Source organism: Stenotrophomonas sp. 05N37, assembly GCF_056397365.1.
In genome coordinates this window covers 465,958-487,760 of sequence record NZ_JBFTNG010000003.1, presented here as the reverse complement: position 1 = coordinate 487,760, position 21,803 = coordinate 465,958, and the positions used below count along the sequence as shown (strand labels likewise).

At 67.6% G+C, this 21,803-nt stretch carries 13 protein-coding genes and 3 tRNA genes; 6 read left to right on the top strand and 10 right to left on the bottom strand.

The window, feature by feature from the left end:
• The 6 genes from AC1DGC_RS12790 to AC1DGC_RS12765 all read right to left on the bottom strand — a co-directional run.
• Nucleotides 1-278, bottom strand: a 278-nt coding sequence (locus AC1DGC_RS12790; protein WP_478047996.1) for a GTP-binding protein, incomplete at its 3' end; no start/stop codon positions are given.
• 40 nt (nt 279-318) lie between these two features.
• Nucleotides 319-394, bottom strand: a tRNA-Thr gene (locus AC1DGC_RS12785).
• A 47-nt stretch (nt 395-441) separates the two neighbouring features.
• Nucleotides 442-515 (bottom strand) — tRNA-Gly (locus AC1DGC_RS12780).
• A gap of 28 nt (nt 516-543) precedes the next feature.
• Nucleotides 544-629, bottom strand: a tRNA-Tyr gene (locus AC1DGC_RS12775).
• 138 nt (nt 630-767) lie between these two features.
• The gene (locus tag AC1DGC_RS12770; protein ID WP_259208983.1) at nt 768-1,781 is read right to left on the bottom strand and encodes an isoaspartyl peptidase/L-asparaginase family protein; all 1,014 of its coding nucleotides are present in this window, start codon (nt 1,779-1,781) and stop codon (nt 768-770) included.
• 125 nt (nt 1,782-1,906) lie between these two features.
• The gene (locus AC1DGC_RS12765) at nt 1,907-2,920 is read right to left on the bottom strand and encodes a cyanophycinase (RefSeq protein ID WP_449336104.1); all 1,014 of its coding nucleotides are present in this window, start codon (nt 2,918-2,920) and stop codon (nt 1,907-1,909) included.
• 168 nt (nt 2,921-3,088) lie between these two features.
• On the opposite strand from AC1DGC_RS12765, the gene AC1DGC_RS12760 reads away from it, so the two are divergent.
• From AC1DGC_RS12760 to AC1DGC_RS12735, 6 genes are all read left to right on the top strand, one after another.
• On the top strand, nt 3,089-5,839 hold the full coding sequence (locus tag AC1DGC_RS12760; protein ID WP_478047995.1) for a TonB-dependent receptor plug domain-containing protein: 2,751 nt from the start codon (nt 3,089-3,091) through the stop codon (nt 5,837-5,839).
• A 153-nt stretch (nt 5,840-5,992) separates the two neighbouring features.
• A complete protein-coding gene (locus AC1DGC_RS12755) occupies nt 5,993-8,845 on the top strand; it encodes a response regulator (RefSeq protein WP_478047994.1) in 2,853 nt (950 codons plus the stop codon).
• Nucleotides 8,842-10,080: an EAL domain-containing response regulator gene (locus tag AC1DGC_RS12750; RefSeq protein ID WP_478047993.1), complete on the top strand. Its 1,239-nt coding sequence runs from the start codon at nt 8,842-8,844 to the stop codon at nt 10,078-10,080. The genes AC1DGC_RS12755 and AC1DGC_RS12750 overlap by 4 nt, the downstream gene beginning before the upstream one ends.
• A 140-nt stretch (nt 10,081-10,220) precedes the next feature.
• Nucleotides 10,221-13,439: a hybrid sensor histidine kinase/response regulator gene (locus tag AC1DGC_RS12745; RefSeq protein ID WP_478047992.1), complete on the top strand. Its 3,219-nt coding sequence runs from the start codon at nt 10,221-10,223 to the stop codon at nt 13,437-13,439.
• Nucleotides 13,440-13,469: 30 nt separating this feature from the next.
• Nucleotides 13,470-14,111, top strand: a complete 642-nt coding sequence (locus AC1DGC_RS12740) for a response regulator (protein WP_259208992.1) — start codon at nt 13,470-13,472, stop codon at nt 14,109-14,111.
• 430 nt (nt 14,112-14,541) lie between these two features.
• The gene (locus AC1DGC_RS12735) at nt 14,542-17,727 is read left to right on the top strand and encodes an autotransporter outer membrane beta-barrel domain-containing protein (protein ID WP_478047991.1); all 3,186 of its coding nucleotides are present in this window, start codon (nt 14,542-14,544) and stop codon (nt 17,725-17,727) included.
• A 546-nt stretch (nt 17,728-18,273) separates the two neighbouring features.
• On the opposite strand, the gene ychF is transcribed toward AC1DGC_RS12735, so the two are convergent.
• The 4 genes from ychF to AC1DGC_RS12715 form a co-directional block, all read right to left on the bottom strand.
• Entirely contained in the window at nt 18,274-19,365 is a 1,092-nt protein-coding gene (gene ychF / locus AC1DGC_RS12730) for a redox-regulated ATPase YchF (protein WP_259208995.1), read from the bottom strand.
• 53 nt (nt 19,366-19,418) lie between these two features.
• The gene (gene pth, locus AC1DGC_RS12725) at nt 19,419-19,997 is read right to left on the bottom strand and encodes an aminoacyl-tRNA hydrolase (protein ID WP_259208997.1); all 579 of its coding nucleotides are present in this window, start codon (nt 19,995-19,997) and stop codon (nt 19,419-19,421) included.
• An 80-nt stretch (nt 19,998-20,077) separates the two neighbouring features.
• Nucleotides 20,078-20,692 carry a 50S ribosomal protein L25/general stress protein Ctc gene (locus tag AC1DGC_RS12720; protein WP_259208999.1) on the bottom strand — a complete coding sequence of 205 codons (615 nt, stop codon included), beginning with the start codon at nt 20,690-20,692 and terminating at the stop codon, nt 20,078-20,080.
• A 107-nt stretch (nt 20,693-20,799) separates the two neighbouring features.
• Nucleotides 20,800-21,759: a ribose-phosphate diphosphokinase gene (locus tag AC1DGC_RS12715; protein WP_038692467.1), complete on the bottom strand. Its 960-nt coding sequence runs from the start codon at nt 21,757-21,759 to the stop codon at nt 20,800-20,802.
• Nucleotides 21,760-21,803 lie beyond the last annotated feature (44 nt).

Below are 21,803 nucleotides of genomic sequence, written 5' to 3'. Positions count from 1 at the left end.
ATCATGTTCTTGACGTAGTCAGCATGGCCCGGGCAATCCACGTGGGCGTAATGACGCTCGGTGGATTCGTATTCGACGTGCGCGGTCGAGATCGTGATGCCACGGGCCTTTTCTTCCGGCGCGGCGTCGATCGCGGAGTAATCCTTGAACTCGCCACCGAAGCGCTCAGCACCGATCTTGGTCAGTGCGGCGGTCAGCGTGGTCTTGCCGTGGTCGACGTGACCGATGGTGCCGACGTTGACGTGCGGCTTGGTGCGCTCGAACTTACCCTTGGCCATGGCTGCTTATCTCGAAATCGTCTGAATGGTGGCACTTAGATGGTGCTCACGAAAGGAATCGAACCTTCGACCTCCTCCTTACCAAGGAGGTGCTCTACCGACTGAGCTACGTGAGCGAGTTTTGAATTATGGCACGAATTTGAATATATTCAAACTCATTCAATGGAGCGGGAGACGGGGATCGAACCCGCACCATCAGCTTGGAAGGCTGAGGTTCTACCATTGAACTACTCCCGCATCGGAAGCTCTTGCCACAACATGAAACTGGTGGAGGGAGGTGGATTCGAACCACCGAAGGCGTAAGCCAGCAGATTTACAGTCTGCCCCCGTTGGCCGCTTGGGTATCCCTCCTTACCACCCCGTCCCGTGGCGCCGAAGCGTTTTCGGTGTGGGGTGGAAGAGCCGTGAATTTTGGGGGTGAAGACGGGTTCTGTCAACACTCTTTTTCAACTTTTTCACGCGAATCGCAATTTGCCTTGTGGGCGCAGGCTATTGGCCAGGAAGCGGCAGCGGCTCGTCGGCGAAGATCGCCACGTGAGGCACGCCATCGGCGCCGATCCAGCCGCGATACATGCCCTGCGTGTTGAACGGCGTCGCGGCGCGGCCATCGGCGGAGAGCACGATCGCCCCGCCATCGCCGCCAAGGGCGGGAATGCGCTCGTTGATCACCGCGCGGCCGGCTTCGACCGGGCCCTGCTTGAGGTACTGCATGCGCGCGCAGATGTCGTACGCCGCTGCGGTGCGGATGTAGTACTCGCCCCAGCCGGTGCCCGACACCGCACAGGTGGCGTTGGCATAGGTGCCGGCGCCGATGATCGGGGAGTCGCCGACCCGGCCGTAGCGCTTGTTGGTCATGCCACCGGTGGAGGTGCCGGCGGCGAGATGGCCCTGCGCGTCCAGGGCGACGGCACCGACCGTGCCGAAGTGCCGCGCGGTCTCCAGGTCCGCATGGGCCTGGCCAGCGGCCTCCTCCTTCAATGCGCGCTGCAACTGCTGCCAGCGCTTCTCGGTGCGGAAGTAGGACGGATCGACCAGGGAAATGCCCTGGGTCGCGGCGAACGCCTCCGCGCCCTGCCCCACCATCATCACGTGCGGCGAATGCTGCATGACCGCCTCGGCCAGCAGGATCGGATTGCGCACGCGCTGCACGCCGGCCACCGCACCGGCCTTCAGGCTGGCGCCATCCATCAGGGAGGCATCGAGTTCGTTGCGCCCGTCGTGGGTGAACACGGCACCCTTGCCGGCGTTGAAGGTGGGATCGTCCTCCAGCACGGTGATCGCGGCGGTCACCGCCTCCAGCGCCGGCTTGCCGGCGGCCAGCGCCCGGTGGCCGCTGAGCAGCGCCTGGCGCAGGGCGGCGCGCGCGGCCGTTTCTTCGGCCGGGGACAGATCCTTGCGCTCCACGCCCGCCCCGCCGTGCAGGACCAGGACCGGTTCGGCGCCGGCAGCCAGCAACGGCATGGACAGGCACAACGTCAACAACACACCGGCAGGACGTGACATGGGCAGGCACCGCGTCGGGGACAGGGCGCCATCATGGCATGCGCGGCCAGACCCCCTGCGCCGCTAGGACACCCCCATGACGCTGGCTCCGCGCCACGCCAGACGCCTCCACGCCCGGCGTGGACCTACGGGCCTGGCGCCAGTTCCAGGCCCCCCTCGCGGATATCGGCGGTCATCCGGAACGCGGCATCCTCTACGCGGAACCCGTCCAGGTGCAGCAGGCTGCCGCTGCCGACCCCGGTGACCGGGATCGCGTGGAAGTCCAGTGGCTCGCCGTCACGCAGGCGCTCGGCGGTATGCCGCGGCATGACCAGCCAGGCGTAGCCCTCGTCATTGCTGAGCACGCGCCCGCGGCCATCGGCCTCCACGCATAGCGCGGTGTCCTCGTCCACGCCGATGCCGACCATGTCCACGCGGCCGGCCTGCTGGGCGGCGCGGGCGACGAACACGATCAGCCGGCCCAGCCGATCGCGCTTGCCGAAGTGGGTGTCGGTGATGACGTTGGCCAGGTAGGGCATGGCCAGGAAATCGTTGTCCAGGGTGACCGCGCTGCCCATCGGGTCGCGCAGCGCGCGTTCGGAGGTGACGCTGCCACCGTCCAGGGCGCCGTAGCTGTAACCGCCCAGGATGGCCAGGCCGGCGCTGGTGCCGGCGATCGGCCGGCCGGCGCGCACGTGCGCGTTGAGCGCGTCGTTGAGCGCGGTGCCCTTCCAGAAGCGGATGTAGCGCGACTGGTCGCCACCGGCGATGAAGATCGCATCGGCCGCGGCCACCACCCGCAGCACCGCCGGGTCCTCGGCGGCGCGGCGACTGTCGAACACCAGGGTCTGCACCGACGCGGCCCCGCCGATGTCGCGGTACAGGCGGTCCTGCAGGTCGTCGGCACCGGAGGCGCGCAGGATCACCACGCGGCCATGCCCGGCACGCTGCAGCCACCACTGGAAGGCGGCGGGCACCCACTCGCCACCGCCCATCAGCATCATCGCCGGCTCGGTGTGCGGGGCCGGCGCGGCGTCCAGGTCGCCGACCTCGTAATAGCGGAAGCCGGGGTCCTGCAGGGACTGGGCGTGGACGGGCAGCAGCGCGGCTGTGAGCAGCAGGCCGAGGGTCCGGCCGAACCGGCGGAAAGCCTTGTGCACGTAGATCTCCCTGAATGAAATCGGGGTGGAACCGCTTTCACTCTTTGCCAGAGAACATGGCAGTGGTCAACCCCGTAAAAAAGGCGTTAAATGCGCGCCGTCCATTCGCGAAATGTGAATGGGGGACGGGCCTCCCTCGAGGCCGACTCTTTCTTCTCGAGAATTCTCATGCGTAAACAGGCGATGGCGTGGTCGATCCAGCTGGCGTTGATGGGTGTGGCCGCGACCGCAGGCGCACAGTCTCCGGCCGCTTCCGGAGTGCAGCAGCTGGACACGGTGCAGGTCACCGGCTCGCGGATTCCGCGCGCGCAGGTGGAAGGCCCGGCCCCGGTCACGGTGATCACCGCCGAGCAGATCCAGGCCAGCGGCTTCACCAGCGTGCCGGACGTGTTGCGCTCGATGACCCAGAACGGCGGTGAGACCCAGAGCCAGCAGTCCTCCAGCGGCGCCGACTTCTCCCCGGGTGCGCAGCAGGTGGACCTGCGCGGGCTGGGCCCGAACCACACCCTGGTGCTGGTCAACGGCCGCCGCATCGCCGACTTCCCGATGCCGTTCCAGGGCCGCAGCAACTTCACCGATGTCTCCAACATCCCGATCGGGATGATCGAGCGGATCGAAGTGCTGACCGGCAGCGCCTCGGCGATCTATGGCTCGGATGCGATCGCCGGCGTGGTCAACTTCATCCTGAAGAAGCATGTCGATGGCACCACCGTGGACGTGCGCATGGGCACGGCCACCGAAGGCGGCGCCGATTCCTTCGATATCAGCCTGGCCAGTGGCTTCGACGCCGGCCGCTTCAGCGCGGTGTACAGCCTGGAACTGCAGTCGCAGACCCCGCTGTGGGCGTATGAGCGCGGCCAGCAGGACTCCACCCTGGACGCACCGACCGAGAGCGCCCGCGCGGCGCGGCGCGCCTACCTGCGCACCGACTACAACGACGACTACCTCGACCCGGGCCAGGCCACCTGCGACGCGCTGGCCGGCCAGAACCGCGGCAGCACCGGCTATGCCGAGCGCGCGCGCTACGGCTTCTACTGCGGCAGCGACACGTCGATCGGCTACGGCACGATCCTCAGCAAGCGCCGTGGCGTGAACGGCTACGCCTCCCTGAACTATGCCTTCGACAACGGCGCCAGCTGGTTCGCCGATGTGCAGATGGGCTACCACGACATCGCGCTGATGCGCGATGTGACCCAGTGGGGCCGGATGGCCGCCGACGGCAACGAGGACGGCTATTTCTACAACCAGGCCACCGACCAGGTGGAGTTCTGGCAGCGCCAGTTCTCGCCGGAAGAGATGGGCGGGCTGCGCAACGGCATGATCCGCAGCACGCAGAAGACCTTCAGCGTCACCACCGGCTTCAAGGGCAGCCTGGACGCGAACTGGGACTACGAGGCGTCGCTGAGCCACTCGCAGTACCAGTCGTCGATCCGCTGGCCGCAGATCATCGCCGCCAAGGCCAACGCGCTGTTCCTGGGCGAGCAGCTGGGCGAGTACACCGATGACGACGACAACGTGTTCCCGGTCTTCAATGCCGACCCGGCGCGCCTGTACCGGCCGCTGAGCCGCAGCGAATACGATGCGATCGCCGCGAAGACCACCTACACCCCGAAGTCGCGCACCGATACCGCCGCGCTGACCCTGACCAACGGCGAGCTGTTCTCGCTGCCCGGCGGCAAGGCCGGCTTCGCCGCCACTGCCGAGTTCGGCAACCAGTCCTACGCGCTCAATCCCGATCCGCTGGCGACCGAGTACTACTACTACAGCTGGAAGGATTCGGACGGCCACGGCAGCCGCAACCGCTGGGCCACCGCCGCCGAACTGCGCCTGCCGCTGCACGACACCCTCAACGTGAGCGTGGCCGGTCGCTACGACCAGTACCGCTATTCGGGCAACAGCATCGGCAAGGCGACCTGGAGCGGCGGCATCGAATGGCGCCCGATCGACACCCTGCTGGTGCGCGGTTCCTACGGCACCGCGTTCCGCGCGCCGGACCTGCACTACGTGTATGCCGGCCCGGGCAACGACGAGACCAGCAACAACGACTACTACACCTGCCAGCTGGACCAGGCCGAGGACTGCTCGGATTACGAGGAAAACCTGATCCGCACGCGCGAAGGCAACCGCAAGCTCGATCCGGAGACCAGCACGTCCTGGAGTGCCGGCTTCGTCTGGTCGCCGGCGATCGGGCTGGACCTGTCGGTGGACTGGTTCGACATCGACATGCGCGACCAGGTGCAGGACATGGACGTGGGCACCATCCTGCGCGATGAAGCGGCGTGCCGGCTGGGCAACGCCGATGCCAACTCGCCGACCTGTGTCGATGCGATCAGCCGCGTCAGCCGCACCAGCGATGGCCGCCTGTACGGGGTGCACGTCAACCCGATCAACATCGCGCGCGAGACCACCCGTGGCATCGATGTGGGCCTGCGTTACCGGCTGAGCACCGGGGTTGGCGACTTCATCCTGAGTGGCAACCACACCTGGGTGAAGACGCACGACTTCCAGCAGTTCGAGGGCGATGTGGTCGAAGACCAGTTCGCGGTCAACAGCGGCTTCGACATCCCGCGCACCAAGACCAGTGCGAGCATCACCTGGGAGAAAGAGGCCTGGTCGGCCACCGTGTACGGCTCGCGGCTGGGCAGGCTGCCGACCTACGACAGCTACGACCAGAGCTTCGACCCGGACAGCGGCGACAGCCCCTGGATCGGCGCCACGTACCGCTACAACGTGTCGCTGCAGTACCGGTTCGACGACCACTCGCGCCTGTCGTTGTCGGTGGTGAACGTGGCCAACAAGATGCCGCCCAAGGACGTGACGTATACGTCGTACCCGTACTACGACGTGTCCTGGTTCGATACCGTGGGCCGGACGGTGAACCTGCAGTACACGCACAAGTTTGGTGGCAGCGCGCTGTAAGCGGCTCCCTGCACGCAGCACCGGACGGGCCCGCCACTGTGCGGTCCCGTCCGTTTTCATCCAGCTGAACGGCGTCCGTGGGGCGATCCCGACAGCGCCGGTTTTAGGGATCGGCTGATGTGCCCGGGCAGCCGCGCTTCCTAGCATGCGCGCATGCATCGTCTCCTGCCCCGACGTTCCACCCTTGACGCCCCGGTTGTGGCGGCCAACGTGCTGCTGCGCTGGTTGTCGCTGTGCGTGCTGTTCTGCCTGCTGGGCACGGCCGGGTTCTACCTGCTGGCACAGCTGAGCGAGGATGTGTCGGTGCATCGCCGCGACATGAACGCTGCCGCCTACCGTGCGCAGGTGTATTTCGACCATCGGGAAGCGCTGTTGAACTACCTGGTGGATTCGGTGGTGGAATCGCCGCGGGCCGCGACCGCCCCTGCCCGGCCGGATGATGGCGAAGACAGCGAGATACGGCGGCTGCCGCTGGGGATGGGCCACGACGGCCGGCAGCTCAGTCTGCTGCTGTCCGCGCGCGCCGAGCAGACCCTGGCCGACTTCGGCGCGCGCCTGATCCACGTGAGCAACGATCCGCAGGCGCCGCGGCAGTGGCTGCAGGGTCGGCACACGCCGGCGACACCGCCGCCGGACGAACTGACCGCGCCAGCGCTGCGCACACACGCCGCCCGCGCCGCACCCGGTACCGAGGTGTACTGGCTGCCCTCACGCCGGCCGGAGGGCGGCGTCTACCTGTATCGCGCAGCCGAGGACGGCCCTGACCCGGCCCATTGGCTGGTGTTGGCGCTGGATCCGGCGGCGGTGGCACGCACGGTCAACGGCAAGGGCATCGGCGAGTTCCTGCTGCTGGACCAGCGCGGACAGCCGGTGCTGTCCAGCCCATCGGCCACCGATCCGCCCATGACCTGGCTGCGCGGCCAGCACGCGGATGCCTTCGCCTTCGTCTGGGCACACGGGCTGCCCAAGGGGCTGGCCCTGGTCAAGAGCATCGGCCAGGACGGCTGGCGGCTTGTCTACCACCTTCCCTCGTCGCTGCTGCTGCGCGACATGGCCGTGCACATCACGGTGTCGCTGCTGGTATGCCTTGCCGCGATCGCGGCGTTGCGGCTGCTGATCCGACGTATCGACCGCCAACTCATCCAGCCGGCCCATCGCCAGCACCTTCAGCTGCTGGAGAGCGTCGATTTTGGCAGCACGGTGATCGAAATGGCGCCGGTGGGCATGTGCGTGCTGCGCTGCCACGATGCCCGGGTGATGCTGGAAAACCAGCTCGCGCGGGACTGGCTGGGCCGCGATACCGGCACCGGCGACTGGACCGGGGCGTGGCGTCGCACCGGTGCCCTTGCCCAATGCACTGCGCGCGGCCGCCGCGCGGTCGACTTCACCACCGCCGATGGCCGTCAATTGCAGGTGCTGTACGCATCCACGCGGTACCACGGCGACGACGTGCTGCTGTGCGTGTTCAACGACATCAGCCGGCACCGCCAGATCCAGGCGGCACTGTCGGCGGCCAAGCAGGCCGCCGACGAGGCCAGCCAGGCCAAGAGCGCGTTCGTGGCGACCATGAGCCATGAGATCCGCACGCCGTTGTACGGCGTGCTCGGCACGCTTGAACTGCTGGGCAACACCGCCCTGGATCCACGCCAGGCGCAGTATCTCAAGACGATCCAGCACTCCTCGTCGGTGCTGCTGCAACTGATCAGCGACATCCTGGATGTCTCCAAGATCGAGTCGGGCCAGCTCACCCTGGCCAGTTCCACCTTTTCGCCGCTGGACCTGGCCGAAACCACGCTGCGCGCCTATGCGGCCGCTGCCGCCCGCAAGCAGCTGCAGATCGTGGTCTGCACCGATCCGCGCCTGCCCGCGCAGGTGGCCGGCGATGCCGACCGCATCCGCCAGGTACTGGGCAACCTGCTCAGCAACGCGATCAAGTTCACCGACAGCGGCCGCATCGTGCTGCGGGTGAAGCTGCTCGCGTGCGAAGGCGGCACCGCCACGGTCAGCTGGCAGGTCACCGATACCGGCATCGGGATCGCCGCCGCCGAGCATGCGCGGCTGTTCGAGCCCTTCCGACAGGCCAGCGGCCATGGTCGCGCCGACGGCACCGGACTGGGGCTGTCGATCAGCGACCATCTGGTGCGGCTGATGAACGGCGAGATGCGCCTGGTCAGCGAGCCCGGGCTCGGCAGCAGCTTCACCGTGATCCTGCCGCTGGGCGTCGACGCAGGCGTGTTGGCCGATACCGACGCGTGTACCGATGGCCCGCACCTGCTCCCCCACCCGCCCGTCTACGTGCGCGCCGCCCTGGCCGAGCTCACCGACAGCGCGTGCCAATGGCTGCAGCGCTGGGGCGCCAGCGCGCGCCGCTACAATGCCGACCTGCCGGTGCCCAGAGAGCCGGGCGCGATCCTGGTGGACAGCGATCCGCGCGACATGACGCCGATTGAATGGCCCGGCCCGCGGGTGGTCGCACTGGCTGATGCCGGCGACCCGGTCTGCGAGGACCCGACGCAGCCGGACCAGTTGACGGTCACCACGCTCAGCATCCGGGCCATCGCCGATGCGGTGTTCCGCCTGCAGCAGGGCAACCAGGCACCACCGGCCCTGGCAACGCGTGCCCCGCGCGCGTACCTGGGGCTGCACGTACTGGTGGCCGAGGACAACCCGATCAACCGGCTGATCCTGAAGGAACAGCTGGAGACGCTGGGCTGCAGCGTGGTCACCGCCTGCGACGGGCATGAAGCGCTGGCCCGCTGCACTGCCGAGGTGTTCGATGTGGTGCTGACCGACATCAACATGCCCGGCCTGGGCGGCCACGCGCTGGCCCGGCACCTGCGTCAGCAGGGCCATGCGATGCCGGTGATCGGCGCCACCGCCAATGCCACCCCCGAAGAACGCGAGCGCTGCCTGGCCGGCGGCATGACCGATTACCTGGTGAAGCCGATCGACATCGGCACCCTCCGCCATGCGCTGGGCGGATTGACCGCAGGAGCCCCGACGTGAGCAACCACCGTGTACTGATCCTGGAAGACCAGCCGTTCCAGCGCGGCTTCCTGGCCAACATGTTCAATGCCGCGCCCGGCATCGCCACCGACACCTGCGGTGATGCGGCGCATGCGGTGGAGATGTGCCACTGGCGCCGCTACGACCTGGTCGTGACCGACCTGATGATGCCGGGCGTGGATGGCATCCAGTTCATCCAGGCGCTGGCCGCGCAGGAGCATCGGCCGATGCTGGCGCTGGTCAGTTCGGCGTCGCAACGGATGATGGCCTCGGCACGCCTCATGGCCGAATCGCTGGGCATCACCGTGCTCGGTATCCTGCCCAAGCCCGTCGCCCCCGCCGACGTCGGCGAACTGCTGGCCCAGCTTGAACTGGCGAGCGCCGACGCCGCGCCGGCGAGCACAGCGGCCGAGGCGCCGATCGTGGCCAGCCGCGAGCGCCTGTGCGAGGCGATCAGCGGGGGCCAGATCACCGCCTGGTTCCAGCCGAAGAAGTCGCTGGACTCGGGCCTGGTGGTGGCCGCCGAGGCGCTGGTGCGCTGGCGTCATCCCGAGCACGGCACGCTGCAGGCCGGTCGCTTCCTGCCGCTGATCCAACAGCATGGACTGGAGCCGGCGCTGCTGCGGCATATCCTCAAGGCCAGCGTGCAGGCACAGGCGCGTTGGCGCGAACAGGGCTTCCGTATCCCGGTGTCGATCAACCTGCCGCCGCACCTGCTGGAGCGCAGCAGCCTGCCCGATGAACTGCTGGAGCTGACCCTCACGCATGGCGGTGTTCCTGCCGATCTGTGCTTCGAGCTGATGGAAAGCAGCACCACCCACCACGTCAGCGACTACTACGCTGGCGCCTGCCGGTTGCGCATGAAGGGCTTCGGGCTGGCCCAGGACGATTTCGGTCAGGGCCTGAGCTCGGTGCACAACCTGGTCAGCACCCCCTTCACCGAGGTCAAGATCGACCGTGCGCTGGTGCGCGGCTGCGCGCGCGACCCGGCGCTGCACAGCGCGCTGGCCACGGTGATCGCGCTGGGCAGCAAGCTGGGCCTGAACATCGTCGCCGAGGGGGTGGAGACCGATGCCGAGCTGGCCACCCTGCGCAGGCTGGGCTGCAACCAGGTCCAGGGGTTCCTGATTTCGCGTGCGATTCCCGCCGAAACCTTTGGTGCATTGCTGGACCAGGAAAAGGCCGCGCACCGGCACACCGACCTGGGCCACCCGGAAACCCGCGCCACGCGCTGAGCCGTCGCCGGCCGGCATTCACCACGCCATCCAGCGCGGCCCCGCATCCTTGCGCATCCGGACGCAGCGGTCGACGATCGCGGGGGCATGCAGCATCGCGCTGCCCCCGCGCTACGCTGCCACCACCAGAAGGGGATTCCATGCCCGAGGCCGCACCCATCCGCCAGCTCGCCCGCCGTTCGCTGCGCGTCCATGCGCTGCTGATCGGCGTGATCGTCCTGGCCACGATCCAGGCCGGGCTGGTGCTGTCGACCACGCTGCAGTTGCTGCGCGAAGAACAGGACAAGATCGAGTTCCACTTCCGCCGCCTGGATGGCGCGCTGCAGGAACAGGAGCGCTTCATGCGGCGCTGGCGCGCCCATGATCACGAGCGCGCAGCGCTGCCCGGCGGTCCACCGGGAACCGTCCACGGCCAGCCACTGTCGGGCAGCGTGGAGGCCGCCAATCCGGCACGGGCCTATATCCCGTTCTCGGTACTGCACGACCAGACGCCGCCACCGCCCACGGCATCGGCGCTGGGCGGGCGATTCTCGGGGTTCTACGGCGCGTTCTGGGCGGAATCGCTGTATCCCTCGCCGCGCTGCCTGCTGGTCAGCGGCGAGGGCACGGCGGGATTGCTGGTGCCGCTCACGGTGGACGACATCGATCCGGTGCGGCCCGCCTCGGCATCGATGCAGGCGCTCCTGCACTACATCCACGCGGTGGCAGCCAGTGTCTCGCTGCAGCGTGGCGATGTGCGCTGGTTCCAGCGCGATCCCGGCGATGGCAACAACCGCCTGCTGTCGATCGCGCAGGCACCGCAGGACATCGGCGCATGGGGCGATACGGACGCCCGGGCCATGCCGGCGATCGCCTGCCTGCTGGACCTGACGCGCCTGGACGACCGTCGTCAGCTGCTGGGCGAGACGATCTACGACCAGTTGTCCATCATCGACCCGAACGGTCGACCGGTGCACGGCCCACACCTGGAGGGCAGCGGCGCGCAGCGCAGCTTCACCCGTGACGGCGTGGTCTACCGCATGCGAACCAGCGACGGCTGGCAGGCCGTGTACCAGGTGCGCTGGGCCCGTCTTCTCAGCCATCCCCGCGGGCCGCTGATCGGCAGCGTGATCGCCGCGCTGCTGCTGGCGCTCGGGGGCGTGCTGGTGCTGCGCAGCTATCGGCGCTCGGTGCTGGTCCCGCTGCGCGAGAATCATGAGCGTCTGCTGGAGAGCGAAGCGTTCAGCCGCACCGTGCTGGACGCGGCCCCCATCGGTCTGTGTCTGCTGCGCCAGCGCGACGGCCAGGTGATCCTGGAGAATGCCCTGGCGCGCAACTGGCTGGGCGAGTCGCCCGACGCACCCGGCTGGCATGGCGGCTGGCGCGACGATGCGTGGGCCGACGCGGAGACCCAGCGTCCGGCCACGCGGCCCTACACCACGCCCGACGGACGCCACCTCCTGGTGACCGTCACCGCTGCACGCTACCGCCGCGAGCCGGTGATGCTGTGCCTGTTCATCGACCTCACCGCCCAGCACGACGCCGAGCGGGTGCTGCAGCAGGCGCGCGTGGCCGCCGACCAGGCAAACCGGGCCAAGAGTCTGTTCCTGGCCACCATGAGCCATGAAATCCGCACGCCGCTGTACGGTGTGCTGGGCACGCTGGAGCTGCTCGGACTGACCCCGCTGGACAGCCGCCAGCAGGAATACGTGGGCACCATCCAGCGCTCTTCCTCCACGCTGATGCAGTTGATCAGCGACATCCTGGACGTATCCAAGGCCGAGGCCGGGCAGCTGGTCCTGGAACCGGTCGCGTTCTGTCCGGCCGGATTGACCGAGGAAGTACTGCGCTCGTATGCCGGTTCGGCCACGCGCAAGCGCCTGCAGCTGTATGCCTGCATCGACGGCAATGTGCCAGCACTGGTGATCGGCGATGCCGCGCGCATCCGGCAGGTGCTCAACAACCTGATCAGCAACGCGATCAAGTTCACCGACGCCGGCCGTATCGTCGTGCGCCTGCGTGCGGTGGACGCGACAGGGGCATTGCCGCGGCTGAGCTGGCAGGTGGCCGACACCGGCATCGGCATCCAGCAGGAACACCAGGCGCGGCTGTTCGAGCCGTTCTACCAGGCCAATCCGGGCACCGATGCCATGCGCGGCACTGGCCTGGGGCTGGCGATCAGCGCGCACCTGGTGGAGTTGATGGGCGGTGAACTGCGGGTGGTCAGCGACAGCGGGCTGGGCAGCAGTTTCAGCTTCGACCTGCCGCTGGACGAAAGCCCCGCCCTCGCCGAGCAGCGTCCGGGCTTCGACGGGCACGACGTGGTCTACGTGCGCTCGCCATCGCGCGAACTGGCCGACAACCTGTGCGAGCGCCTGCGTCAGCGTGGCGCCGCCGCACAGGTCTACCACAGCGAATCGGCGCAGAACTTCAGCACGCATACCCCCTTGCTGGACGTGCTGCTGGACGAACACGACCCGGGCTGGAGCGGGCCGCACGTGGTGGCCAGGACCGATGGTGGTGACCATCCCGAGCGGATCGACGGGCGCTGGGAAGTGTCCATGCACAACCTGGATGCCATGGTGGACGCACTGCTGATGGCGATGGGGGGCGATGCGCCTCGGCAGGCGCCGACCGCGGCGCCGCAGTTCCGTCGGCTCGGGCTGCACGTTCTGGTCGCCGAGGACAACCCGATCAACCAGATGATCCTGCGCGAACAGCTGGAACAGCTGGGCTGCCATGCGGTGGTGGCCAGCGATGGCGACGAAGCACTGGGCTACTGGGCACAACGCCGCTTCGACGCGGTGCTTACCGACGTCAACATGCCGCACATCGATGGCTATGCCCTCACCCGCCTGCTGCGTGCGGACGGCGTGCGCGTGCCGATCATCGGCGCCACCGCCAATGCCGCACCGGAAGAGCGCGAGCGCTGTCGCAGCGCCGGCATGGACAGTTGCCTGGTCAAGCCAATCTCGCTGCAGGCGCTGTACCGCCAGCTCAGTGGGTTGGCCGGACCGATCGCCCCGATCGCGGTGGACCTTTCACCGCCCCGCGATGTGCCGGTCGATACGCTTGTCGTCTCCGACCACCTGCGCGCGCTGTTCCTGACCACCATGCGCAACGACCTGCAGGGTCTGTCGGCGGCCGTTGAGCGCAACCAGGCCAACGAGGTGCGGCAGATGCTGCATCGCATCCGCGGGGCGTTGGTGATGGTCTCGGCGCAACGCCTGGTCGACGTCGCCCAGGTGATCGAAGATAGAATCGCCGCCGGCGCAACGGTAACGGCGTGCAGCGCGGCAGCGGAGGCCTTCCTGGTTGAACTGGAACGGGCGCTGGTGCGGCTGGAACGCTCGCCGCCGGAGGCCACCGATGTTCCCTGAGTTTTGCTCCTGCCGGTGCCGAGAACACGCATGAAGACCAAGATCGTCATTGCCGATGACCACCCGATCGTGCTGGCCGGCATCCGCGATGTCATCGACGGCGACTCGCGCCTGGAGGTGGTCGGCCAGGCGCAGAGCCCGGCGGCGCTGGTCGAGTTGATGCAGACGCTGGCACCGGACATCGTCATCACCGACTACAACATGCCCGGCGATGACGCCCTCGGCGATGGCATCAAGCTGATCTCCTACCTGCTGCGCAACTTCCCCGATGTGCAGGTGTTGATTCTGACCATGGTCTCCAATCCGTCGATCATCGCCGAGATGTACCGGGCCGGCGCCAGCGGCGTGGTGCGCAAGAGCGGGGACCTCAAGGAACTCAACGTGGCCCTGTCCGCGTTGCTGGCCCAGCGCGTGTACCGCTCGCCGGACCTGCCCCGCGAGGAGGCCCTGCCCGAGGCCGGCGACGCCTCTTCGGCCTCGCTGCTGTCCCCGCGCGAGTTCGAGGTGATCCGGCTGTTCGCCAACGGCCAGAGCGTGGGCGACATCGCCAGGCGCCTGAACCGCAGCGGCAAGACCGTCAGCACCCAGAAGGTCAACGCGATGCGCAAGCTCGGCGTCAAGACCGACCAGGAGCTGATCACCTTCTGCCTGTCCTCGGACCTGTTCAACTGAGCAGGCGCAGGGCCTGCCCGGGGCCGGCGGGCACCGCGGCCGCCTGCCGCGTTCACTGACTGCCGGGCCAACCAGCCGCCGGCCGCCGCCCATTTTAGGGATCGCCTGATGTCGCCCGTGGCGGCCACTGCCTAGCCTGTGCATACCGGCAGCGCAGTGGTCGCGCCGGTATGGCTTCAAGGACGCCCCAGATGCACGCCCCCGCGTGTCGCGGCGATGGCGCTGCCATCTGCCCCCTCCCCCGCGCCTTGTCGCCATGCGGCGTTGCCGGCCTGTGCCGTTGACGCCGCGACGGTGGTCGCCGACGGCGATCGACATGGTCTGCAGATCCGTCTGGCCCACGCCGGACGGCTGCCTTGCGACGAGAAGAAGCAGGATGAACAGAATCTACCGGTTGGTGCGGGACCCCGTGAATGGACGCTGCAAGGTGGTGTCCGAACTTGCACGGCAGCGTGGCACGGTGTCCGTGACGACGCCCGCGGTCCGCGCCGGACTGCCGACCCGGATCGCGCTCGGCGCGGCACTGCTGGCGGCCCTGCCTGCCAGCGCGCTGGACTACACCGCGCCGATCACGGTCAACGCAGGCGAGTCGCTCGACCTGGCCAGCGGCGACAGCGTGCTGCACACCGGCAGCAGCTACGCGGTGACCGTAACGGGTCGGGACGCCACGCTGCACGCCACCGACCTGGACCTGCGCGTGACCGGCAATGGCAGCGGAATCGGTGCCCTGGCCGGCGGCAGCGTGCAGATCGAGGGCGGCCACATCCAACTGGGCGACGGTAGCGCCAGCGTAGGCTATGCCTTGAATGCCAGCGGCGCGGGCAGCGTGATCCGCGCCAACAACCTGGTCATCGATGCATATCGCAACGGCTCCGGTTACGGCACGGTCAATGCCACCAGCGGCGGCAAGGTCTGGCTGACCGGCGGCCGCGTCAGCAGCGGCGGGCATGCGCTGTACGCCACCGGCAGCGGCAGCGAGCTGCACGTCACCGGCACCGAGATCAACAACGGTGGCAACAGCGCGGTGTATGCCGAAGGCGGCGCGCTGCTGGCGATGGAATCGCTGCAGCTCGGTTTTGCCCCGGGCAACAACGGTTACAGCGGCCGCCTGTCGTCCAGCGGCACCGGCAGCGTGCTGTCCCTGACCGATGTGGACGTGGTCAACGGCTACTTCGACATCAGCGAAGGTGGCCTGCTGCGCATCAACGGCGGCAGCGCCACCACCAACGGCGGCAGCGTCCGCCTGGTCGGCAACCGGACCAAGGGGATTTACGCATCGGCCGAGATAACCGGCGGAACGTTCGAGACCACCGGCGGCTACGGCGTCAACGTCAACGACTGGGGCAGGCTCACCGCCAACGGCGCACATTTCACCGTGCGCGATGGCCAGTCGGGGCTGTGGTTGTCCAGCGCCGCCTCGTTGGCCGATCTGACCGATACGGTGATCAGCACCTATGGCACCAACGGCTACGGCCATGGCGTGGACGTCTGGGGCGGCACCGCGACAATGACCGGCGGCAGCATCGACACACACGGTGACGGCGTCTACGGCCTGCGTGCGTCGGGCAGCAATCCGCCCACGGCGTATTCGCGCATCCGCGCCAAGGGCTTGGACATCACCACCTACGGCAACGGCGGTGGCGGCGTGTTCCTGGGTGGCAGCACGGCCGACGCGCAGCTCGAGGGCGGCCACATCACCGTGCTGGGCAATGCGGCGTTCGGTATCGTGCAGATGAACACCGCACAGCTCACTGCGGACACCCTGAGCATCCATGCCAAGGGCGCAGGCAGCGGTGCCTACCGCTCCTACATCACCGTGTTCGGCCCGCACTGGGACCGCCTGACCTTCAACAACAGCCAGCTGCAGACCGAAGACGGTCCCGCGCTGTGGCTGCAGGGCAGCAATCACGCGCTGACGCTCGTCAACACCGACGTGGTCGCGCGACAGGCCGGCAGCGTGGACGATGGCCGGCTGTTGCGGGTCAGCGATACCGTGTTCACCGATGGCAGCTCGGTGGCGACCTCCGACATTCTTTTCAACGCCGACAACAGCCGCCTGACCGGCGATGTCGTGGTGGACAGCGCCACCGCCAACATGGAGATGACGCTGGCCAACGCCAGCGTGCTGACCGGCGCATTGCGCGGCGACAGCGGCTTCCACGTGGCGTCGCTGTCGCTGGATGACAGCAGCCGCTGGAACCTGCGCGGCGACTCCACCGTGGGTACGCTGCAGCACGGGGGCACCATTGCGTTCGTCGCACCCACGCAGGGCGACTTCAAGACCCTGACCATCACCGGCGACTACGTCGGCAATGGCGGCACGTGGGTGATGAATCGCCAGCTGGGCGATGACGGCTCGGCGGGCGATGCGCTGGTGATCCAGGGCAACAGCAGCGGCACCGCGACCGTGCGGGTGGACAATGCCGGTGGCGCCGGGGCGCTCACCAGCGAAGGTATCCGCCTGATCAGCGTGGCCGGGCAGTCCGACGCGCAGTTCGCACTGCAGGGCCGCGCCGTGGCCGGTGCCTACGACTACTTCCTCTACAAGGGCGGGGTGCGCACGCCGGATGACGGCAACTGGTACCTGCGCTCGGAATATGTGGCGCCGGTGGATCCACCGGTCGATCCGGTCGATCCGCTTGATCCGGTGGATCCGGGCCCCAAGGTCGAACGCCCGGAGCCGGCCATCTATCTGGCCAACCAGTCGGCCGCCCTGCGCATGTTCCAGCACAGCCTGCACGACCGTGCCGGCGATCCGGGTACCCGTGTCGACGCCGCTGGGTCGCGCGGCGCGCTGGCGTGGGCACGTGTACGCAGCGGCCACCTGGACCGCCACGCCGGCGGCGAGCAGATCCGCGTGGACAGCCGCGTCGACAACCTGATGGTCGGCGTTGGCCACGACCTTGCCGCCAATGCGGGCGGCCAGCTGCAACTGGGGCTGATGGGAGGCCACGGGCGCGCCAGCAGTGATGCCGTATCGACGGTGACCGGGTACACCGCGCGCGGCGTGGTCACCGGTAGCAGCGTCGGCGCGTACGGTACCTGGCTGCAGGATGCCGACATGCAGCGCGGCGCGTATGTGGACAGCTGGGTGCAGTACAGCCGCTTCCGCAACCGGGTGCAGGGTGAGGGGCTGGCCGAGGAACGCTATCGTTCGCGCAACTGGAGTGGCTCGGTGGAAGCGGGCTACGTCCTGCCGCTGCAGCGCAACGTCGATCGGGGCCTGTACCTGGAACCGCAGTTGCAGGTCGTCCACAACCATTACGACGCCGACCAGGTCATCGAAGCCAATGGCACGCGGGTGGAAAGCCGTCGCGCCGGCGGCACCAGCACCCGGCTGGGGGCGCGCCTGTATACCCGTGCGCTGACCCAGCGGCAGGGCAATGTGCATCCGTTCGTCGCGATCAACTGGTGGTCCGGCGGCACTGCGTCGGCAATCGCGGTGGACGGCGTGTCGATCCGCCGCGACCTGCCCGATGACATCTACGAGGCCAAGGCAGGCGTGCAGGTAAACCTTGCCGGTGGCTGGCGCGGCTGGGGCGAGTTGGGTCATCAGACCGGCAGCCAGGGTTACCGCGATACCAGCGCGCAACTGGGCGTTTCCTACCGCTGGTGAGGACGTGCCCGCTTCCGGCCATGTGGCCGGCAGCGGGCGCCACCGGTGGTGCCGGCCCAAGGTCGGCGCGGCACAACGCCGAACGCCCCCGACCGGCTTTTCCACATCGCGCGTGGAAAGCCGTGGGGGTTTGATGTGGACAAGTCGGTGCAAGCCAGCCACGCCAACGTTTTCGGGGCGTGGCGTTTTTTTGTCCAGGCGTGGATGCGGTTTTCCACAGCACGCGTGCAAAGCGATGGGGGTTTGTTGTGGACAACCGTGCGTAAGCGGTACGTGGCAAGGGTTTCCACGTCTGGTCAATTATTGTCCAGTTCGTCTGCGGCGGAGCATCGCGTGGTTGCCGGCCAACGGTCGGCACTACCGGGCGGGGTTTTCCACATGGGGCGTGGAGAGCGATGGGCATTTGTTGTGGACAAGTGGCGCAGAGTCCCACCTGCCGGGCGTTTTCCGCAGTGGTGATTTTTTATCCAGCGCAGGGGATCGCGCGCCACAAACGCAAACGCCCCGCTCGAGGCGGGGCGTTGCGGGCATCAACAGGCGATGCGATCAGACGTTGAAGCGGAAGTGCAGGATGTCGCCTTCCTGGACGCGGTATTCCTTGCCTTCCAGGCGCAGGCGCCCGGCTTCCTTGGCACCGGCTTCGCCCTTGTACTTGATGAAGTCGTCGTACGCGATGGTTTCGGCGCGGATGAAGCCCTTCTCGAAGTCGGTGTGGATCACCGCGGCGGCCTGCGGGGCGGTGGCGCCCTTGCGCACGGTCCAGGCACGGACTTCCTTCACGCCAGCGGTGAAGTAGGTCTGCAGGCCCAGCAGCTGGTACGCGGCGTAGATCACGCGGTTCAAGCCCGGCTCGGACAGGCCGAGGTCGGCCAGGAAGGTGTCGCGGTCTTCGTCGTCGAGCTGGGACAGCTCTTCCTCGATCGCCGCCGACACCGGCACCACCTGCGCGCCTTCGGTGGCAGCGCGGGCGCGCACGGCGTCCAGGTGCGGGTTGTTCTCGAAGCCGTCTTCCAGCACGTTGGCGATGTACATCACCGGCTTGAGGGTGAGCAGGAACAGGTCGCGGACCAGGGCCTTCTCTTCCTCGTCCAGGCCGGCACTGCGGCCGGCCTTGCCGTCGGCCAGGGCGGCCTGCAGCTTGGCCAGCACCGGCTTGCGTGCGGCCGCTTCCTTGTCGCCGCCCTTGGCGGCGCGTTCGGCGCGGTTCAACGCCTTCTCGACGCTGTCCAGATCGGCCAGGGCCAGCTCGGTATCGATGGTGTCGATATCCGAGATCGGGTCGACCTTGTTGTTGACGTGGATGACGTCGGCGTTCTCGAAGCAGCGCACCACGTGGGTGATCGCATCCACTTCGCGGATGTGGGCCAGGAACTTGTTGCCCAGGCCTTCACCGCTGGCGGCACCGGCAACGAGGCCGGCGATGTCGACGAACTCCACCGCGGTCGGGATGACCTTCTGCGGGTTGATGATCGCGGCCAGCTCGTTCAGGCGCGGATCCGGCACCGGCACGATGCCGACGTTCGGTTCAATCGTGCAGAACGGGAAGTTGGCCGCGGCGATGCCCGCCTTGGTCAGCGCGTTGAACAGGGTCGATTTGCCGACGTTGGGCAGACCGACGATGCCGCATTTGATACCCATCTTTGACAGCCTCTGGGGGTGGTAGGTACCGACCGTGGGTCGGTACACCGTGGTTATTTCGGGGTGTGCAGGCGCTTCATCGCCTCACTGTAATCGCCGCCCACTGCCAGTGGCAGCACGTCGATCGCATCGTCGATGGCCTGGCCGATCAGCACATCGTCATCCTTGCTCGCGCGGCCCAGCACCCACGGCACCACGCGGTCCTTGTGACCGGGATGGCCGATGCCGATGCGCAGGCGGTGGAACCTGCCATGGCCCAGCAGGCGGATGGTGTCGCGCAGGCCGTTCTGGCCGCCGTGGCCGCCGTCGAACTTGAGCCGTGCCACGCCGGGCGGCAGGTCCAGTTCGTCGTGCGCCAGCAAGGTTTCTTCCGGCTCGATCTTCCAGAAACGCTGCGCGGCAGTGACCGACTTGCCACTGAGATTCATGAAGGTGGCGGGCTTGAGCAGCCACACCGCCTGCCCGGCGATATCGACCTTGGCGGTCTCACCGAACAGCTTGCTGTCCACGCTCCAGCGCGCGCCGGCCTGTGCGACCAGGGCGTCAATGAAACGAAACCCGGCATTGTGCCGGGTCTGGGCGTGCTCGGGTCCGGGGTTGCCCAGACCAACGATCAATCGCAATCCTGTCATCACTCTTCTTCGTCGGTACCGGCCCTGTGCCGGCACATACAGAAACGGCGCCTGCCCCGGGGGACAGGCGCCGCAATCGCTTACTCGGCAGCCGGTGCTTCGTCGGCAGCGTCTTCCTTGCCGTGCTTGGCGGTGACGATCGCGTCGTCATGGTCCTTGCCCTGGGCCAGGGCCGGGATTTCAACGCCCTTCGGCAGCTTGATGTCCGACAGGTAGATCACGTCGCCAGCCTTCAGCTCGCCCAGGTCGACGTCGATCGACTCCGGCAGGTCCTTCGGCAGGCAGGAAACGGTCACTTCCTTCAGTTCGTGGGTGACCACGACGTCGGCAGCCTTGCCAGCCGGCGAGGTGTCTTCGTTGACGAAGTGCAGCGGGACGTTGGCGGTCAGGGCCTCGTTCTCGTTCACGCGCAGGAAATCCAGGTGGATGATCAGCTGCTTGAACGGATGGCGCTGCATGTCACGCAGCAGCACCTTGGTGACCTGGCCGTCCAGGTTCAGGTCCAGGATGGACGAGTAGAACCACTCGTTCTGCTGGGCCAGCCAGATCTGGTTGTGGTCCAGGTTGATGTTGATCGGCGCGGCTTCGCCGCCGTACACGACGGCCGGGATCACGCCGGCGTGACGCAGGCGGCGGCTCGCACCCTTGCCCTGCACGTCACGAGCGGTGACCTTGATTTCATGGGTCTTGGACATTGTATTTACTACCAGTTGATGCCTTGCCGGAGGGCTTGGCGATTGAGGGCACGTCCGCGACCAGACGTACCCGGGACCCGGTCACCGTTGCCGGTGGCCGGAAAAAATCAATCCACGTACAGCGAGCTGACCGACTCGCCGAAGGCGATGCGGCGCATCGTCTCGGCCAGCATTTCCGCCACGCTGAGCTGGCGGATCTTGCTGCACACCCGCGCCTCTTCACGCAGCGGGATGGTGTCGGTCACCACCAGCTCGTCGAGCTGGGAGTTGTTGATGTTGTCCACCGCCGGGCCCGAGAGCACGGCGTGGGTGCAGTACGCGGCCACCTTGAGGGCGCCGCGCGCCTTCAGCGCTGCGGCAGCCGCACACAGGGTGCCGGCGGTGTCGACGATGTCATCGACCATCACGCAGGTCTTGCCTTCGACGTCACCGATGATGTTCATCACGGTGGAGACGTTGGCGCGCGGCCGGCGCTTGTCGATGATCGCCAGGTCGGCATCGTCCAGGCGCTTGGCCACCGCACGCGCACGCACCACGCCACCCACGTCCGGCGACACCACGATCAGGTTCTCGGTGCCGTAAGCGCGCCAGATATCGGCGAGCAGCAGCGGCGAGGCATACACGTTGTCCACCGGCATGTCGAAGAAGCCCTGGATCTGGTCGGCATGCAGGTCCACCGTCAGTACCCGGTCGGCGCCGACGGCGCTGAACATCTTGGCGGCCACCTTGGCGGTGATCGGCACGCGCGAGGAGCGCATGCGGCGATCCTGGCGCGAGTAGCCGAAATACGGCACCACCGCGGTGACGCTGTTGACCGAGGCGCGCTTGAGCGCATCGATCAGCACCAGCAGCTCCATCAGGTTTTCCGCGCTGGGCGCGCAGGTCGGCTGGATCACGAACACGTCCTGCTTGCGGACGTTTTCTTCGATCTCGACCTGCACTTCACCATCGGAGAAGCGCGACACCAACGCCTTGCCAGGCCGCACCCCCAGTTCCTTGCAGATGCTCTGCGCAAGGCGCTTGTTGGCGTTGCCGGAAAATACCAGCAGGTTGGGGTGATCTTGCATCATGACGGTCTCGGGCGGGAGCGATTGGAGAACTCGGCCGCCGG

Coding starts and splice junctions, on each gene's coding strand:
- AC1DGC_RS12770 (WP_259208983.1), bottom strand. CDS start 1,781: ATGTCACGTCCTGCCGGTGTGTTGTTGACGTTGTGCCTGTCCATGCCG.
- AC1DGC_RS12760 (WP_478047995.1), top strand. CDS start 3,089: ATGCGTAAACAGGCGATGGCGTGGTCGATCCAGCTGGCGTTGATGGGT.
- AC1DGC_RS12755 (WP_478047994.1), top strand. CDS start 5,993: ATGCATCGTCTCCTGCCCCGACGTTCCACCCTTGACGCCCCGGTTGTG.
- AC1DGC_RS12745 (WP_478047992.1), top strand. CDS start 10,221: ATGCCCGAGGCCGCACCCATCCGCCAGCTCGCCCGCCGTTCGCTGCGC.
- AC1DGC_RS12740 (WP_259208992.1), top strand. CDS start 13,470: ATGAAGACCAAGATCGTCATTGCCGATGACCACCCGATCGTGCTGGCC.
- ychF (WP_259208995.1), bottom strand. CDS start 19,365: ATGGGTATCAAATGCGGCATCGTCGGTCTGCCCAACGTCGGCAAATCG.
- pth (WP_259208997.1), bottom strand. CDS start 19,997: ATGACAGGATTGCGATTGATCGTTGGTCTGGGCAACCCCGGACCCGAG.
- AC1DGC_RS12720 (WP_259208999.1), bottom strand. CDS start 20,692: ATGTCCAAGACCCATGAAATCAAGGTCACCGCTCGTGACGTGCAGGGC.
- AC1DGC_RS12715 (WP_038692467.1), bottom strand. CDS start 21,759: ATGCAAGATCACCCCAACCTGCTGGTATTTTCCGGCAACGCCAACAAG.